The 17,431-nt window shown below is 43.7% G+C and carries 16 protein-coding genes; all 16 read right to left on the reverse strand.

The window, feature by feature from the left end:
* Positions 1 to 165 precede the first annotated feature (165 nt).
* The 16 genes from RA086_RS10100 to RA086_RS10175 all read right to left on the reverse strand — a co-directional run bounded on the left by RA086_RS10100 (position 166) and on the right by RA086_RS10175 (position 17,414).
* Positions 166 to 741 (reverse strand): TetR/AcrR family transcriptional regulator, encoded by a 576-nt coding sequence (locus RA086_RS10100; protein WP_308703670.1) that lies wholly within the window; start codon positions 739 to 741, stop codon positions 166 to 168.
* A 22-nt stretch (positions 742 to 763) separates the two neighbouring features.
* Entirely contained in the window at positions 764 to 2,341 is a 1,578-nt protein-coding gene (locus tag RA086_RS10105; RefSeq protein WP_308703671.1) for a cation:proton antiporter, read from the reverse strand.
* A gap of 437 nt (positions 2,342 to 2,778) precedes the next feature.
* Positions 2,779 to 3,378: an NAD(P)H-binding protein gene (locus tag RA086_RS10110; RefSeq protein ID WP_308704458.1), complete on the reverse strand. Its 600-nt coding sequence runs from the start codon at positions 3,376 to 3,378 to the stop codon at positions 2,779 to 2,781.
* Between the two features lie 84 nt (positions 3,379 to 3,462).
* Entirely contained in the window at positions 3,463 to 3,828 is a 366-nt protein-coding gene (locus tag RA086_RS10115) for a nuclear transport factor 2 family protein (RefSeq protein WP_308703672.1), read from the reverse strand.
* A gap of 144 nt (positions 3,829 to 3,972) precedes the next feature.
* Complete coding sequence (locus tag RA086_RS10120) at positions 3,973 to 5,331, reverse strand: MFS transporter (protein ID WP_308703673.1); 1,359 nt, start codon at positions 5,329 to 5,331, stop codon at positions 3,973 to 3,975.
* A 2-nt stretch (positions 5,332 to 5,333) separates the two neighbouring features.
* A complete protein-coding gene (locus tag RA086_RS10125; RefSeq protein WP_308703674.1) occupies positions 5,334 to 5,912 on the reverse strand; it encodes a flavodoxin family protein in 579 nt (192 codons plus the stop codon).
* Between the two features lie 67 nt (positions 5,913 to 5,979).
* A complete protein-coding gene (locus tag RA086_RS10130) occupies positions 5,980 to 6,564 on the reverse strand; it encodes a TetR/AcrR family transcriptional regulator (RefSeq protein ID WP_308703675.1) in 585 nt (194 codons plus the stop codon).
* A gap of 291 nt (positions 6,565 to 6,855) precedes the next feature.
* Positions 6,856 to 8,223 (reverse strand): NAD-dependent succinate-semialdehyde dehydrogenase, encoded by a 1,368-nt coding sequence (locus RA086_RS10135; protein WP_308703676.1) that lies wholly within the window; start codon positions 8,221 to 8,223, stop codon positions 6,856 to 6,858.
* 188 nt (positions 8,224 to 8,411) lie between these two features.
* A complete protein-coding gene (locus RA086_RS10140) occupies positions 8,412 to 9,749 on the reverse strand; it encodes an MFS transporter (protein ID WP_308703677.1) in 1,338 nt (445 codons plus the stop codon).
* Between the two features lie 222 nt (positions 9,750 to 9,971).
* Positions 9,972 to 10,610 carry an NAD(P)H-binding protein gene (locus RA086_RS10145; RefSeq protein ID WP_308704459.1) on the reverse strand — a complete coding sequence of 213 codons (639 nt, stop codon included), beginning with the start codon at positions 10,608 to 10,610 and terminating at the stop codon, positions 9,972 to 9,974.
* Between the two features lie 141 nt (positions 10,611 to 10,751).
* Complete coding sequence (locus RA086_RS10150) at positions 10,752 to 12,314, reverse strand: hypothetical protein (protein WP_308703678.1); 1,563 nt, start codon at positions 12,312 to 12,314, stop codon at positions 10,752 to 10,754.
* Entirely contained in the window at positions 12,311 to 12,733 is a 423-nt protein-coding gene (locus tag RA086_RS10155) for a hypothetical protein (RefSeq protein ID WP_308703679.1), read from the reverse strand. The genes RA086_RS10150 and RA086_RS10155 overlap by 4 nt, the downstream gene beginning before the upstream one ends.
* Positions 12,734 to 12,755: 22 nt before the next feature.
* Complete coding sequence (locus RA086_RS10160) at positions 12,756 to 13,808, reverse strand: DUF916 and DUF3324 domain-containing protein (protein WP_308703680.1); 1,053 nt, start codon at positions 13,806 to 13,808, stop codon at positions 12,756 to 12,758.
* An 88-nt stretch (positions 13,809 to 13,896) separates the two neighbouring features.
* Positions 13,897 to 14,661, reverse strand: coding sequence for a WxL domain-containing protein (locus RA086_RS10165; RefSeq protein WP_308703681.1), 765 nt, complete (start codon positions 14,659 to 14,661; stop codon positions 13,897 to 13,899).
* A 681-nt stretch (positions 14,662 to 15,342) separates the two neighbouring features.
* Positions 15,343 to 16,275, reverse strand: coding sequence for a DMT family transporter (locus RA086_RS10170; protein ID WP_308703682.1), 933 nt, complete (start codon positions 16,273 to 16,275; stop codon positions 15,343 to 15,345).
* 131 nt (positions 16,276 to 16,406) lie between these two features.
* Positions 16,407 to 17,414, reverse strand: coding sequence for an aldo/keto reductase (locus tag RA086_RS10175; RefSeq protein WP_308703683.1), 1,008 nt, complete (start codon positions 17,412 to 17,414; stop codon positions 16,407 to 16,409).
* Positions 17,415 to 17,431: the final 17 nt, after the last annotated feature.

Below are 17,431 nucleotides of genomic sequence, written 5' to 3' on the forward strand. Positions count from 1 at the left end.
TCTCATTCGACCTCCTTGATCACAAAATCTATTATGCAATGTGAGCTTGCCTAAAAAAATGGGCAGTCTTTGACAAAAAGTTACTTATGCCACCCTTCTCAAAAATTCGTTGCAGAAAAAAACACCAAGCCCTAATTTGGCTTGATGTTTGACTGACAAATTGACTTATTTAGTTAGTTTTAAGAATGGCGTGACGCTACTCATCAACGTTACTGCCATTTTGACAACCGTTTCAATAGGGGCTTGTTTGCCATCCGCTACCCAGGCCTTATAGACTTCTAAACCAGTATTCTGAATAAAAGTCAATAACACCCGTTGCTGAAACGATTCTAATTTAGCAAATTCTGGCGACTCTGACCAAGTTCGTGTCATAACCTGATCAATCATTTGCTGGCGAATCCCGATGTAATGCCCGTTACAAGTGATTTTATCATAGGCCTCACCCTGCTTGGCAGAATATTCAATAAAACTGCGCACACTTTTAGCCAGATCATCTGGATAATGAAACTGTCCGGCAACTTTCAAGTAATCCTGCGAATAACGGGCTTGCATTTCTGCCAATAGATCGTCCAAAGTCGGATAATACCGATAAAAGGTTTTTTTATTAATTTGCGCGCGTTCCGCCAAAGCTTTAACGGTGATCTTTTCATAGTCCTTCTCACAGATCAAGCTCTCAAACGCCTGATAGATACCGTTAATCGTCTTTTGAACCCGTAGATCTTCGTGACCGGTAATTTTCATGTGACCACCAACTCCTTCCAAATTATTCTGACTGATTATCTGGGTCTAACACTAGCGATTCAGCCAATAAAATCTCACTATACAAGCTATAAATATATTTAGAGTCAAAACGATGTTCCAACACCAAATCATACAAATACTGACGTTCTGCATCAAATGCTTGCATCAACGCTCGCCGCTCCTGTAAGGCTTCGTCACCAGTAAAGTTAACGGGCTCCCAGCTGCGACGTCCCCACTGACGTAAGAAACTCGTTAACCGATTTTCACGTAATTGGTCACGCAGATCATAAGTCACACTGGCCTTAACCGCCGCAGTCAGGGTTAATTGCGTCAGTCGTGCGAGCCCTGCCGCCACCATGGCCTGACGCATCTTCGTAATTTTCGGTGGCATCCGTTCAGCCATCAAATCCGCGGGCAATAGTCGTGGTAACAATATTGTTGGCACAATCATACTTAGAATAATAACCACTGTTTCAACCAATAACACCAGCTGATTGTCGCCAGCAGTTAATACAGCTACTGATAAAGCCAGCGCTAAAGTCACCGTTCCATGGACGCCACCCAGCGCAAAAATTAACGCAGCTGTTGGTTTCAAGCGAATCAAGCGAGCATACCCATATCGAACGATTAGGGCCAATCCATAAACGAGTATGCCTAACCAGAACCAATGGCCCGTAACGGTTGTGGACTGATAACCAGTCATAATACGTGCCAACAAAATTCCCAGAATCACAAAAACAAAACTATTTAGTATTTCTGAACCAAAATTAATCAATTGGACGGATAAGTGGAACTGCCGTGGGTCAGAAAATCGGCTACGTTGTGCTTCGCCATTGTAGACTAAACCAGCACTGACTACCGCAATAATTCCTGACATTGACCAGACTTCAGCCAATAAATAGATCACGACTGGCGTCATCAAATAAATAATAATCTGGGATGAAGGAAAGTTCCAACGGGAGCGCAGCAAGCTTTGTCGAATAACCATTAGTAAAAATGCGACCCCCGCACCGAAGACTAAGCCACCACCTGCTGACCAAAGAAATGACAATAAATTCTGTCCTAGGGCCAAATGACCACTGGTATACCAGAGTACCCCAGCCTGTAAAATGATCAGTCCCGTTGCATCATTGAATAAAGCTTCCATTCGTAACACAGTGCCAACATGAGTTGGCAACTGCCGGCCACCGGTCACTGAATCCAGGGCCGTCGCATCCGTGGGGGCACTGATTGCCACCATAATCAACGCCAGTGGCCAAGCAATCCCACCAATAAGATGTACTGCTGAACCAACAATAATGGCGATTGCCACCGCTAACCCCACCGCTGTACCTAGAATCAAGTGGCGCTTTCGGCGCACAATCAAGACACGCGTATTTTGGCCTTCAAAAAAGAGTAGTGGCGCAATTATCGCCGCCATAAAAATTTCATTATTAAACGACAAGACTGCCGCATTAGTTAGTGGTAGTACGCCTACCACTAACCCCATCAACAAATTAATATAGGTTGGCGACAGCCGTTTAAACCCCTGCGCTAGGATATTACTAACGGCGACAGCCATTAAAATCACAAATGTCGATAAATAGATATTCGTTGCCATAATATTTGCCTCAACTCATTCATCTTTTTAGTTAATTGTACGCGTTTATTCAGTCAACTTACTAGTATCTCGTAACATTCATCGTCAAAATAGGTATCTGTTATGATCCGTTTCCATTGCCCCGCACGTTAAATAGCGATTTAATAAGAGAACATTGATAAACCCCGTATCAACAAAAAATCAATTAATACAGGGCAGGCTGACAGATGCTCAGTGGTGAAATCTTTCTTTACTGGTGAACTGAACTCTCAGCTCAGGAAAATCCCGGCGTATAAGACCATATTGTAACTTAGACGCGGTCACCACGTTCCAACACCATTCCAGACCAACCGGAACGGCAGACTAAGCAACTACTTCTAAATATAATCGTGACAACACATTGATGACTACTAAAAAACGCGCTAACCCCAATTCAGGTTGACGCGCATTATGATAAACTATTCTGGCCGGTTGATGCCAACACTAGCTTTAACATAGTCATGATCGTCAACGGCATGCAATACGAGATCCGCAATTGCCCGCCGTGAAACATCATGCCCACCAAATGGTTCGCCCTTTTGCGTGACTTCATAATCATCACTGCCATTATCGAACCAACCGGGACGAACAATCGTATAATCCAAATCAGAGGCCTCAATCACATCCGCCGCTGCACGATAACCACGTAGCATTGGGTTGCTGGCAACATTACCGCCGCCACCTAAGCTAGCTGGAATTTCATTGTAAATACCCATCGATGTAATAAAAATCAAGCGTTTGACTTGAGCTTGGTGCATGGCTTTGATAATACTTTCGGCCATCCCTGATAAATTTCCACTTAGCGCGGCAAAGACCGCATCTTGACCTTGCATCGCTTGTGCTAATTGCTCACTATTCGTGACATCACCTTGAACAATTGTTTCACGCTTGGAATCAGCATTCAAACGACCAGCATGCCGTGCAAACAATGTTAATTGATCCTTACTATTTTCCAAGAAATAATCGCGGGTCGTTGACCCAATTGAACCCGTTGCGCCAATAATTAAAACGTTTTTCATCATAACTAACCTTCTTTAATTTAATTGATAGTCTTAGCTTAACCCCTTGCAGTAACTTCAAGGCAAGCTTTTTTGATAATTTTTTTAGTAAGTGGTAACTACCGACTGTTTAATCTGTAACTTACCATCAATCTGTTGAATCGTCATCACCGTGTTCAACGGCCAAACATGCCGCGCGCCACCATGGATCTCGGCTGTCACCTGGTTCTGACCCGTCACTTGCCAGCTCGTTTTACTTAACACTTTAACCGTGACGTGTTCTTCAACAGAACTAAAATAATGCATCTGACCATTACCAACTTGTGCCAGCCATTCGGCACGTGGCTGCACGTAACCAGTCATATGTGTCAACGTAAAGTCGGCAGCCAACAGCTTCGACAATTGTGCGACATCATCCGCTGCCATTGCGACATTAAATTTCCGATATAACGTGATAACTTCGTTTTCCATTTTAATTCACCTTCATTAAGTTTAAGACTATCGTTAGTATAATCGGTTGCAGTAACTTCAAGGCAAGCCTTTTTGATAAGTTATTTTCCCGATAAACAGCCCACAGCACACGGACCGGTCAATAAAGCCAACTAATGCATCCTTCTACCGATTACTACTTTGAGCTTTTGGTTGGCCTTGGGCTGCTTTTAAAATACCAATTGCACCAATCAATCCTAATATCGCGATAACGGTTATCCAGATTAATGACCAGTTATACGATTGAACCGGCTGAGTATATTGACTCGTCAAAGCTACGACCGCAGATAGACCAATTGATCCACCAATCTGATGAATGGCGTTGATTACGCCAGAAGCTGATCCACTCAATGTTGCGTTCGTATGGGCCACGCCAGCAACGGTCAACATTCCCAACGCAATTCCTTGACCAATCCCCAGGACTACCATCGGCAACGCAATTGCCAACCAATAACCACTTTGCACTTTAATTAGTGCTGCCATTAATGAACCAATGGCAATTAATCCCATGCCAACAGCAATAATCTGTGCTGGTCGATACCGCGTCGTCAACCGACTGACCAAAAGTGCCGCAATAAATTGTGGTACCGTTTCTGGTAAAAATCCTAAAGCTGCTTGTAACGGCGTAAAACCGTAAACTTGTTGCATCGCTAATGGCGTCAAAAAGAAGTAAGCCAAGCTGACGCCCACAAAAAAGAAACGTGTCAAGTAGGCCCAGCTCCGTTCAGCGTCTTTAAATAAAAGTAGTGGCATAATTGGAACGCTGGCTCGACGTTCATGAGCAACAAACCAACTCAGTGTCGCAATTGCTACGACTAAAGCCACTAACCGATAACGACTACCGTCAATACTATAAACTAGCGCAGTCACCCCAATCACTGATAACAAGGTCCCCCAAAAATCTAATTGTTGTTGATAGGTCTTGGAGCGTTTTAAATACTTAATCGCTAGTAATAACATAATCAGGCCAATTGGCACGTTGATAAAGAATCCCACTCGCCAAGAAGCATAAGTCGTAATCAAGCCGCCAATAACTAAACCAAAGCTTGCTCCCAAACCACCAGTTGCCCCATAATAAGCAATCGCACGAGTACGCATGCCATCCGTATAATTATCCATCAGTAATGCCAATGTACTGGGTGCCAGAATTGCCGAGCCAATCCCTTGAATAGCACGCATCGTGATAATCATCGGTGCACTGGTTGCCAAACCGACTAACAACGAACTGAGACTAAAAATGACTAAGCCTAATATGAAGAAATTTTTACGACCAAAGATATCGCCAGCCTTCCCAGCAAATAACAAGAAGCCACCGAACGTTAGTGCATAAGCATTGGTGATCCAAGCTAACGACTGCGTATTTAGGCCCAGGTCGGTCGCAATCTTAGCAGTACTGGTAAAAATAATTGAATTATCCAGAATAATCATAAAATAGCTGAATAATATAATTGGTAAAACTATACCGAATCGTTGTTGTTTTTGCATTTTTAATGACTCCTTACTTGTCGTAACCAACGTGAAAAAGCCTTACGATCACCGTTGGCCTGGGTATCCTGCACCGAATAATTTGGTAATACTTCTGTATCACTTGGCGTGAGCAATTGTAATACCCGTTGTGTTTCACCAGACCCATAGCCTGCATTTGTTGAGAATGAAGCAATTTGTTTGCCGGCAAGCTGGTCGCCAGCCAAAACTAAAAAAGCTCTCATCGGATTAGCTAAAGTCATCGCCCAAATTGGATGAGCTAACAAAATTAGCTGATATTGACTCAAATCAGGACTATCGTCGCTTAAAGCGGGCCACTGCTGTGCTTCACGCTCAGCGGTTGCCCGGGCAACGCTAGCAGTATAACTGGCCGGATACGGGTGTTGGACACCTAATTCATAAACATCCGTTGTCAGCTGTGTTTGCGCAAAACGAACTTGCTTTTCAGTATTGCCACTACGCGAAAAATAAATGATTAGCGTTGTTGCCGTGGGTGACAATACTCGTGTTCGTGCTTGACTAGTATTGGTATCTTGCCCATCAGAAACGGCGCCACGACCAGTTGTTTTTATTTTCATCATTATCTCCTAAATATGACTCAGGGTCATTTTTTAATTTAAATGAACGAGTCGCTAAGACGACTCGTGCTTAAAGTTCATAAGTTTGTAAAATTGCGGCTAACTGTAACTCACAAAAAGATACCACCGATTGGATTGGATCAATCGTGGTGGGTGAAATACACCAACTGAAGACAATCCCATAAATGTCAGTGATCAGTAATTCTGCTAGCCGTTGAACAGGCGTACTTGCGGCTAATCGATGATTGTCAACTAAACCTTGAATCAATTCTTCTAACGAGGCTAAATCAAATTGCCACTTTTGTTGATTTTTAGGATCAACGACAAACCGAATCCACTGTCGAGCCATATTGTCACCTGACTCAACGACCACCCGCATGTAATCAACCATATAATCATGGAGCGCTTGTTGCGGGGCTACTGTTGCCAGTTGTGGCAATTGACGCGTTAATTTGCTGAGATGTAGCTTGCTTAATTCAAGTAACAACGCTTCTTTTGTCTCAAAATAATTATAAAAAGTGCCTTTAGCTACCCCACTTGCCTTAGTGATATCCACAATTGACATTTGTTGGTAACCCTTTTCAAATAAAAGTCGATCCGCATTCTCAATTAATTTTTTGCGGGTCTCTGCAGCTGCAGCCGCTCGATTTGTCATCTTCATCACCACAAACAGTAGTTTAACACGTTTGTATTTTAAAAACAATGACTCAGGGTCATATTTTTATTATGCCAGTATATTGTCGGCATCATATTGATTAAAAACAAGGCATTAAATGTCCGTCTCCATTGACCACCACGTTCCAGCTTCAGTTCAGATCAACTGGACCAGCAAACTAAGCGGATGCTGACAACTATGATAGCTACGCCACGCTAAAGTACTGGCACTTTATGATAAACTGTAACCAAAAAGATCTCCACCGTAGTGAAGATCTTTAGCCAATCTAAGTTACTTCGCATTAACTACCAAATGTTCGTTGACAAAGGCGTCAAAACCAAGTTCATACATTTCACGACCGTAGCCAGAATTCTTAACCCCACCGAATGGTAATTCCGGCAAAGTTGCCCAAGCACGGTTAATAAAAGTCATGCCGGCTTCGATTTGACTCGCAACCGCTTGCGCATGCTTGGTATCTTCAGAGAAGATCGCACTTCCCAGACCATAACTGGAATCATTGGCCAATTGAATGGCTTCTGCTTCTGAATGAACTTTATAGACTGAAGCGACTGGCCCAAATAACTCTTGATTATAAACTGGATTATTTTGATCAATATCGGTTAAAATCGTTGGCTGGAAAAACTGTCCGGACAAATCAATTTTTTCGTTGCCATAATAGACTTTAGCACCACCAGCAATCGCCGCATCAACTTGTTTTTGTAAGGTTGCTTTCGAACGTGCCGATGACAATGGCGCTAAGGTCGTTGCCCGGTCCATTGGATCACCCGGTTTAACCGCTGCAAAAGCGGTTTTCAACAACTTCAAAAAGTCTTCGTATTTATCAGCCATCACGATGAAACGTTTAGAAGCCGCACAAATTTGACCGGCATTGGCTAAACGAGCCGCTGGAGCCCACGCTGCGACCTTTGTCATATCCGCGTCATCCAAAATAATAAAAGGATCATTACCGCCAAGTTCCATCGTTGACTTCTTCAAATTAGCACCAGCCGTTTGTGCGACCGAAGCCCCACCACGTTCTGAACCTGTTAAAGCCACACCTACTACGCGTGGGTCCGCAATGGCTTTGGCCACTTGATCATAATCAACAAATAAATTAATCAAGCTGGCGACTGGGGCACCGGCACGCCGAATTACCTCAACAAAAGCGGCCGCACTCCCAGGAGTGTTAGAAGCATGCTTCAGTAACAAAGGATTCCCAATCATAAAGTTTGGCGCAAAAACGCGCATGATTTGATAATATGGGAAGTTCCAAGGTTCCACCATGAAGAGGACCCCTAAAGCTTGTTTCTGGTAATAGGCTTCACCAATGCCAGTTTTTAGTGGCGTTGGTTTCAAAAAATCAGCCGCATGATCCGCAAAGTAGTCCGCAATGTTCGCACATAGTTCTACTTCATCTTCGGATTCACCAATCAGTTTGCCCATTTCTTGCGTCACGACTTTTGCTAGTGACGTTTTTTCAGTACGCATTAACTTGGCAATTCGATGCAAGATCACGGCTCGATCACTAACTGGTTGTGAACGCCAGTCTTGATATTGCTGATGAGTAGCCGTTAATGCTTGCGCCAAGTCAGCGTCAGAAATATTTTGATACGTTTTTATTACTTGATTATTATATGGATTAGTTGTTTGATAAGCCATTTAAAAAATCTCCCTCTTTGAATCTAAACATGATTACTTTAATCGTCACACTAACTATGATTAACGTTACAACTTAAAGTCCGCTTTAACGCAACTATTTTGTTTGTGATCAGGATACTTACTGAGAATAACAGCTTCTAGTTAGGCTAAGGCAACTATTAAGACTTTTTACGACCCGATTTTAAATTTTATTTCCGTTCACCCGGCACAATTAAGAAAATTGCGGCTAATAAGGCTAATAGTAATAAGCCGCTCCCCGTTAAAATAGCGTGTTGAAAGCCAATCACCTGACTGTGGGCCACATTTTGTACGGCCACCAGAATGGACAGACCAACAGAGCCCCCAATTTGGTGCATCACATTGACCACCCCAGAAGCGGCACCCGCATCCGCACCTTGCGTATGTGCCACCCCGGCCGCTGTGAAAGGACTGAGTGACAAGCCTTGACCAATACCAATCACTACCATTGGCAGAGCGATACCTAACCAATACCCAACGGTTGGCGTAAAGAAGCTCAGCCAAAACATCCCAATTAAGGTTAGTCCAATGCCGCTCACGAGTAAGCCACCATTGCCCCATTTAGCCGTCAAATGGGCCACTTGTAATGCGACGATAAAGTTCACGATTGTTAACGGGAAGAAGGCGACCCCCGCCATCAAGGCACTAAAGCCCAACTGATTTTGCATCAGCTGTGGCGTGATAAACCAAAAGCCTAACATTGAACCCAGATAAAGGAAACGACCTAAATAGGCCCCCACTCGTTCACGATCCGCAAATAAACGTAACGGCATAATCGGTTGAGCAGTCCGCTGTTCTTGATAAATAAAGCCAGCCAACATCACAATCGCTAAGCACAATGCTGGTAATTTTGCCCAAGTTCCAACGATACTGTAGACGAGCGCACTCATGCCAATCAATGAAGTCAGCGTGCCGACCCAATCTAAATGACCACCAGCCTGACCCTGATCGGCGGTTAAATGCCGAACTGCCAGATAAAACATCCAGATACTAATAGGAATATTAATGAAGAAACCCACGCGCCAAGTCAATAAGCTGGCGAAAATACCTCCAATAACCAAGCTCACGCTGGCACCGATTCCTGCCATCGCACCATAATAAGCAATCGCACGAACACGCGCGGGGCCATCATAAGTATCCATTAAAATGGCTAACGTCGTTGGTGCCAAAATTGCTGAGCCAATCCCTTGAAAGGCCCGAGCGGCAATAATCATCGGCGCATTTAGCGCTAAACCAACGATCAATGAACCTAGGCCAAAAATGATCAAGCCAATTTCAAAGACCCGTCGCCGACCAAATAAATCACCGGCACGCCCGCCTAATAATAAGAAGCCGCCAAATGTGAGTGAATAAGCACTGCTGACCCATGAGAGTGTCTGCTGCGTCAGATTTAAGTCTTGTGCAATCTTCACCGTTCCCGTAAAGATGATTGAGTTGTCTAGTAAAATCATAAAATAACTGAATAGAATAATTAATAGAATCCAGTCAAAGCGTTTGTTTTTCGTCATGTTGTTACTCCTTGTCTTAAAGTGAATAAATGCAGTTTAGCCCCTTGAAGTAACTTCAAGGCAAGGATTAATTTAACTTTTTTTATCGGGGGTTAAAACAACCCCTACTACTTCCAGAAGCTATGGCGAACTGTTCCAAACTCAATAAATTAGGATCAAAAAAAGGCGATTATCCAATTCATAATCGTCGTTCTTATCTTAGCGCTAATGAGCGATTTTAATTTAGCGATAAACGGGTTCATCACCGTCCGTACCAGGCTTCGTAATCCCCAGGCTGCTTCGGAAATATCCGGTCGGATCAGTCACAATTTTCATAATTAAATCCGCAATACTCTGGCGTGAAACCGTCGTCCCTTTGTACGTCTCACCTTTTTCCGTCAACTCATAATCAATCTTAGCCGCGTTCGTCATGTAACCAGCTCGGATAATCGTATAATTTAAAGTTGACGTTTCGATGGCTTGAGCTGCCCGCCGCGTATCTTCCATGACCTCATGCCCAATTGAACGTTCCAACCAAGCATCAAATTTAGCAGGTAATTCATGATACAAACCGAGTCCAGTGATATAGATCACACGTTGAACCCCAGTGGCAGTCATGGCCTTGACCATATTTTTCGCCATTGGTTCAAAAGTACCGCCTAAATTAGCATAGACCAAGTCTTGACCGACCATCGCTTGCTTCAAAGTCGCATAATCATTGACGTCACCTTCAATCAGCGTTTCACGGCTAGGATCAATTGGCTGCATGCGATCTGCATGGCGCAAATATAATGTTAAGTGAGCGGTCGTTTCATTCAATAACCGTTCACGGACTAACTGGGCAATCTGTCCATGCGCACCTAAAATTAAAATAGTCATTATCAAATTCCCCCTATTCAGTTGAACTTAAACAGTATAGAACTTAAAGGAAGCTTTAAGTCAAGGTGCACATCTCTCAAAACACCAGAAAAAAACGAGTTTGATTTGTTCAAACTCGTTTTAGCCCTGCTATGTCAATTTTCATTATGGCGCATCGACCAGTTGCCAAGTGATATTGCCGCTATAGTCGGTCTGACCGCCACCGGTATAAATGTTCGGTTTAGCTTGCAAATAAATACCCGTTTTACCCACGCCGGACGGTTGATCAGCTTGGGTTTCCCAACCGTCAACTGCTTTGACCGTCGTAACACCGGTAGCTCGCGTGCCACTCGCAACCGTTTGTGCTTCCGCTAATGACTCGGCTTGACCATCCGAGTTAACATACATTAGCTGACCGCTTAATTGGCGACTGGCATCGCTGGTATCCACCAAAGTATCAGCCGTTGCGGTCACTCGCCACGGTGAATCGGCATCGCGCGTATCCGAGATTTCAATTTCTGGTGAAGCTGTTGGCGCGAAAAACGTGGTCGCATTTGGCACTTTCAAATTACCATAAGATAGGCTATCACTAACCGTGGTAAATTTAAGCTCACCAGCAGACTTGGTCACTTTAATGGCTAAATCAGTTGTTGCCTTAACACCATTGCTATCTGCCCCAACGTCAATTGTGGTGCTAGCATTGGTCGCCAAACCAGTTAGCTTTTGTGCCAGATCAGTGTCAGTGGACTCGTACTTGGCCGCACTATCGACATCGCCACTGACGGAATCATTAACGGTGATTCCCGCTTGACCGGCCAGCCAAGTCAACACATCACTATCCGATTTACCAGTTAAGCCTTCCAATTGTGCTGGCGTAACCGTTAGACTTTCTGAATCTGCCTTTAACACTGGCACAGATTTACGAACGGTAGCTTCAGCACTCTTCGTATCACCCATGTCATTACCTTCATAGACTTTGATTGTGTCTGGATTGCCTAAATCAGCAATCGACTTGCTTAACTTCAACGTATAATTGCCATCCGCATCCGTTGTCGCAGTCTGATCGTCTAATTCAGTCGAAATCGTCGTCTCAGGATCAGCCGTCCCAGTAATCTCTTGATCACTCGGCTTCACCGGATTGTCAATCGTCACATCTTTCATCGCAGCCAGTGCCGCATTATCAGCAGGAAATTCACCAAACCCATATGACATTGTCATCGGATTACCCTCAATTGATGACGTCTTGGGAGAGAAAGTAACCCCCACATAGATTGGCGCCTGTAACCCAAAAGTCCCAAGCTTTTTCAAGTTAACGTTTAAGACTTGCGTCGATGGTGAAAAGGTCAGATCCGTTCCAGACAACTTACCGGCAGTCGATGGCTTCGACAGCAATGAAGTGCCTTTTGCATCCAACACATCCAAAGAGCCTTGCCCGATTTGCCAAGTTTTCCCAGTAATAGCACTATGATCTGAATCAATTGTGACCGTAATTTGAGTCGTATTTTTCGTGATCCGATTGTCTTCAATATTATTAGCCGTGATTTTACTAAACAGCACGTACTGACTTAAAGAGTAACCATCATAAGCCTTGAGTCGGATACCACCATCAATTTTATTAGAGTTGGCCGTCCCACTTGCCGCTTGGCCGACAAGACTGATACCACAACTCACACTAATTAGCACCACCAGCAGCAACGCCAAACGACGCCAAATCAAATTAAGTTTCATGAGATTTCACGCCCCTCTCGTAATTGACGTTTTTGCCAAATAATTAATGCTAACAGTAACCAGCACATCAACAACAAACCGCCAAAGATAACGATTAAGCCTGTGCTCGCTTCGGCAGTCTGTGGTAAGCGACCGTGTTGTAAACTAGCTGCCGCTTTCTGAACTGCTTGTGGCAAACTGACTGGTGATTTGGTCGCGGTCGCCAAACGCGGCATGACTGTATCTGCCGCTGATTGAATCTGATCACCACTTGGAATTTGATGATTGCTTTCTTGTAATTGTTCCGCGTTGATATCGGGGGCGGCAACGGTGACACCAATGTGTGTCTGGTTGACTGCCGCCTGACTCACTTGAGTCTGAGTGACCACTCCCAGTATCAGGACTAAAATTAACCCCCACCATTTAAACTGATTCTTCAAAGTTAACGCCCCCCTTTGTTAACTAATGCGAGTCATTGTTTTGACGACGACGCTTGAGCCAATAGATCAGTAACCAGACCAAGAGGACCAGCACTAACATGGCTAACGCGCCTAAACCGAATAATAACCAAAGATTATAGCCTTGTTGATCGGCGACCGCCGCGTTGGCTTGTTTAGCCGCCGCTTTAGTGATCGTAAAGTTACGATCAAAGACCCACCGGTGCGCACTATTTTTAACGACCATATGGATATGGTAGCGACCAGCTTTAAGTTTAGTTTCTCCGACTAACATTGGATAACGGTAAACGGTATTGGGTGCCATTTGCACATTGTCTTTTTTAAGCTGTTTGACCACTTTGCCACTGCTCAAACTTGTGACTTTGGTGTTCATCTTTAAATTAGGCACAATAACCGCTTTCGGATTACGCAAGTTAACAATAATGCCACCATGATAGTTGTAAGTGCCCGCATCTAATTTGCCTAACACCAATTTAGGTGCCGGTACCTTGCCAATCGTAAATTTCATCCCAATGACGTAAGCATAAGCACTGTGAATATTATTGGCATTCTTAACAGTACTCGTCACTTTTTGATCGACTCGTTTGAAGAACCAACCACCCAAAATGACCCCATCAGTCGTGTCCTTTGGCAACTTAACTTGAGTTGTCACCACTTTTTGACTGTTAGCAGGGACGGTAATCGTTTTAGGTCCTTGTAGCTGACTGATCTGACTCATGGGATTCTGTAAGGACGGATCAAATGACTTTGGCACATTCGTATAATCAATCGCCCCGTTAGCATTCGTCCAAGCGGTGTGGATGCCTACCCGCACTTTGATATCACGATTAGTCTCGTTATACACCGTTGCTTTCAAAGTTTCGTTCTGTCCCGGTGTCAGCTTCAAATCATAAAACGAATTCTTAGCATCAATTTGATTCTTGGGTAGTTGAGCGGCCACACTGAAGCCAACGTTATTAGTCGCTTTGGCAGCCTGACCAACCAACTGGAACCAACCACTCACTAGTCCAGCCAGTACAACCAACCCAACTAACGAGATTCTTTTTAATAGACGCATCTCGACTCCCCCTTTAAAATGCCATCTTTTCTATGTAGGCGTGAAAAAGGTGCTCATTCGATCATGATCACCCTTTTCACGAAATTAATTAGTTAGTCGGTGTATCATTTAAAGTCCAAGTTAATGAGCCTTCGTATGTCCCGGCTTTGGCGTTAGCTTCAATGCCCGTGATTGAGATGTTATCAGGAGAAAGTTGGAATGCCGTGGAACCAGCCCCAGCATCTTTAGCCGCGGAATAGATCGTTGCACCAGTCGCATCACCGGTTGCTAAAGCAACAGATTGACCAGCAACACCGGTCGCAGCTGCATCACCAGAGTTTGTTACCGTATTCTTAGTGGTATCATCCGCACCAAAATTAATCGTGGCACCTTTCAAAACATCGGTTGCACCATCTAAGGTTAAGGCTGAACTGCTGACTTGTACGTTCCAACCAGCGTTAGTCCCACGTGTGTCTGAAACTTCAGTGACCAAATTAGTATTAGCGGTACCGCTACCAAATCCTTGTGACGTTACTTTGATTGGCGTCTCGGTCGTATTCTTAAATGATTGCGTACCCGTTGTGACCGCTTTTTGACTCCCAAAGTTAATATCCTTCGAAACGTACAAGAATGACAATGGCCCAGTTGGATCAACGGTCGCACCACCGTTATCACTACCATCTGGTTCCTTAACCGTTGTACCAGGATTGGTTGGATCAACAGGTTTCGTAACGTTGTCTGGTGCATCAAACGTGACTTCACTAGTTGTCTTACCATTAGTACTTGTTACAGTTGCCGCACTGGCTGCTACTGGCAACACGCTCCCAAGTACCAATGCCCCAGCTAAGACTAAACTACTTACTTTTTTGTTCATAATTAAGTACTCTCCTTTACTTAAATCCCCATTATTTCTGACAACCCAATCAGTTAAGTAAGTACGCAAACCGCTACTGGTCACGCTGTCCACAACATTGCTGAAATAGTCTCCCATTTAAATGTCGCAGGTCTTGCTCTGTTACCCTGGTCAACCATTTACAATTGCATTGTAGCATCTATTTTATAATTCAGTATAGAAATTCTTATAGAAATATATTGACTTAACAAACTAAAAAAATGTCGAACAAATGTTTTTCTAATAAAAATCACAAAAGTTGGCACGGGGACAGTTCATTGATAGGTCAGCGTTCGAAGCCTATTATCGACTTGATTATTTTGATCAAATACCAATTTAAGCCCCAGCTTATGTCCATTTATGATTATTTAGGCCAATTAGTTAATTAGTTGAAATAATTAAACGATAATCAGACTATAATTCACTGAAAACTGGCTATTATTAAGCTTTATGCTGTCAGGTCTCTATTATGAGAGCCTGCACGGTCGGTCAAACCAATTATCTTCACAAAAATTTTCAAAAAGACTTTATCCACATAAAAATCATAATTATTTTAATTTACAGACAAAAAAACTCGTCAAAAATGATTAACACGTAATTATTTTTGACGAGTTTTATTAATTTACTGATATAGCTAATTCTGGAACGGGTGGGATAATTGCTTTAAAGAAAATGAATCGCAGCAACCCCTATAAACATCATCGCTAGGCCAATAATGCGTGCTATCGCAACTCGATTAGCTTGAGACTCAAATAAACCGAATTGATCAATCAGCGCACTAAAGAAGAGTTGACCAAATAAAGCAATCACGACGACTTGCCCAGTCCCAATCTGTGGGACTAACCAGGCACTCCCAAAGACATATAATGCCCCTAAAAAACCGCCAAGCCAGATCCACCAATAATGCTTACCTGCTTGAATTGCTGGCAAAAGCGCTTTCAGGGGTAACCGTAATAGTGCTAGTAAAACATACAGTAGCAACGTTCCTATCGTAAATGAGATCATTGCCGCATGGACTGACGATCCTAATACCACGCCCAAGTGACCATTGATCGCCGTTTGACTTGCCATTAGAAACCCAGAGCCAATTCCAATCAACTGTAGTAAGACATGTGATTGATGGTCTTGTTTTGCTGGTTGAGCGTGTTTCACTAACATCCCAGTTGCCAATACCATTCCTAACGTCACCAGCAGAATACCCACCGTTTTGATCACCGTCAAACCAGATTTCGGCGAGTAAAATAGCCCAAATTGATCAATAATAATACCCATAACAATTTGCCCAAACAATGGTAGTACCGCCGTTTGAATACTTCCCAATCGCTGGAATAATAATAAATTGACCGTCAACCCAATGACCCCTAATAACCCACCTAGCCAAATCCACCAAGGATTATGCACAAACATTGGCCAAGCGACTAGTGGATTGATTCCGGACACGACGGTCAAGGCAATCAAAAACAATGCCCCAATAGTGAACGATACAGCTGAGGCTAAATACGGTGACCCGACGTATTGTCGTAATTTAGAATTAACGGCCGTCTGAATGGCTAAGCCACTTCCCATAGCAACTGGAATTAATGCTAATAAGAACATCCGATCACCCCTTAATTAATCAATGAGCAGCGTCTACAAGCTATAGTTAACGCTAGGTCAACCGATTTATCCTCAATTGTGATTCTTTAGTTAGCCGCGCGAACATAACCAGCCAATTTTAGGCAGTGAAATTAACGTTGATAATCGACTTGATCAGCGGTCAACGGCCCGACTAATTCATGTGGGGTATAAGGTGCTTCCAAATAGCGCACCTCTGCTGGGGTTAATTTCAAATCTAGCGCCTTCACGGCACCACTTAAATGGTGCGCTTTTGTCGCGCCAATAATTGGTGCGGTTACCCCCGGCTTTTGTAACAACCACGCCAGTGCAACTTGGACACGATCAACATCATGCTTGGCCGCCACTTCACCAACGCGTTTGATAATTGGCATGTCGAGTGCTTTACTGGCATCATATTTTTCTCGGGCGACTTGATCCGTGGTATACCGCTTCGTTTCTCCCGACCAATCACGTGTTAGACGTCCAGAAGCTAATGGACTGTATGGTGTGACCGCAATATCTTGATCCAAACACAATGGCAACATTTCTCGCTCTTCTTCACGATACAACAAATTCAGGTGATTCTGCATAGATACAAACTTCGTCCAACCGTGTTGTTCAGCGACGGCTTGAGCTTTTTCAAATTGCCAAGCAAACATCGCCGACGCCCCAATATATCGAACTTTGCCAGCTTTCACAAGATCATTCAAGGCTTCCATAGTCTCTTCAATTGGGGTGTGATAATCCCAGCGATGGATCACATACAAGTCAACATAGTCGGTCTGTAGTCGTTGTAAACTTTTATCGATCTGCGTCATGATAGCTTTACGTGATAATCCTGCCACATTCGGCGCCTTTTCAGGTGTAAAGAACACTTTCGTGGCCAAAACGATTTCATCACGATGAGCTAGCTTCTTTAACGCTTGCCCAACGAAACGTTCACTATCCCCATGCGAATAAATATTGGCTGTGTCAAAAAAATTAATGCCAAAATCCAACGCCTGCTTGATGACTTGCTCACTTTTATCCGCATCGACTGCCCACGGAAACATGCCCGTGGACGCATTGCCAAATCCCATTGTCCCAAGACAAAGTCGTGAAACATCTAATCCAGTATGACCTAATTTTGTATATTCCATGTTCAAACTTCTTTCTA

It is taken from the genome of Lactiplantibacillus brownii (genome assembly GCF_031085375.1).
Taxonomy (GTDB): Bacteria; Bacillota; Bacilli; order Lactobacillales; family Lactobacillaceae; genus Lactiplantibacillus; species Lactiplantibacillus brownii.

Excerpts from the sequence above, each read along its gene's own strand:
- RA086_RS10100 (WP_308703670.1), bottom strand. The coding sequence starts at position 741 with ATGAAAATTACCGGTCACGAAGATCTACGGGTTCAAAAGACGATTAAC.
- RA086_RS10110 (WP_308704458.1), bottom strand. The coding sequence starts at position 3,378 with ATGAAAAACGTTTTAATTATTGGCGCAACGGGTTCAATTGGGTCAACG.
- RA086_RS10115 (WP_308703672.1), bottom strand. The coding sequence starts at position 3,828 with ATGGAAAACGAAGTTATCACGTTATATCGGAAATTTAATGTCGCAATG.
- RA086_RS10120 (WP_308703673.1), bottom strand. The coding sequence starts at position 5,331 with ATGCAAAAACAACAACGATTCGGTATAGTTTTACCAATTATATTATTC.
- RA086_RS10150 (WP_308703678.1), bottom strand. The coding sequence starts at position 12,314 with ATGAAACTTAATTTGATTTGGCGTCGTTTGGCGTTGCTGCTGGTGGTG.
- RA086_RS10175 (WP_308703683.1), bottom strand. The coding sequence starts at position 17,414 with ATGGAATATACAAAATTAGGTCATACTGGATTAGATGTTTCACGACTT.
- RA086_RS10170 (WP_308703682.1), bottom strand. The coding sequence starts at position 16,275 with ATGTTCTTATTAGCATTAATTCCAGTTGCTATGGGAAGTGGCTTAGCC.
- RA086_RS10105 (WP_308703671.1), bottom strand. The coding sequence starts at position 2,341 with ATGGCAACGAATATCTATTTATCGACATTTGTGATTTTAATGGCTGTC.
- RA086_RS10165 (WP_308703681.1), bottom strand. The coding sequence starts at position 14,661 with ATGAACAAAAAAGTAAGTAGTTTAGTCTTAGCTGGGGCATTGGTACTT.
- RA086_RS10140 (WP_308703677.1), bottom strand. The coding sequence starts at position 9,749 with ATGACGAAAAACAAACGCTTTGACTGGATTCTATTAATTATTCTATTC.
- RA086_RS10135 (WP_308703676.1), bottom strand. The coding sequence starts at position 8,223 with ATGGCTTATCAAACAACTAATCCATATAATAATCAAGTAATAAAAACG.
- RA086_RS10125 (WP_308703674.1), bottom strand. The coding sequence starts at position 5,912 with ATGATGAAAATAAAAACAACTGGTCGTGGCGCCGTTTCTGATGGGCAA.
- RA086_RS10130 (WP_308703675.1), bottom strand. The coding sequence starts at position 6,564 with ATGACAAATCGAGCGGCTGCAGCTGCAGAGACCCGCAAAAAATTAATT.
- RA086_RS10160 (WP_308703680.1), bottom strand. The coding sequence starts at position 13,808 with ATGCGTCTATTAAAAAGAATCTCGTTAGTTGGGTTGGTTGTACTGGCT.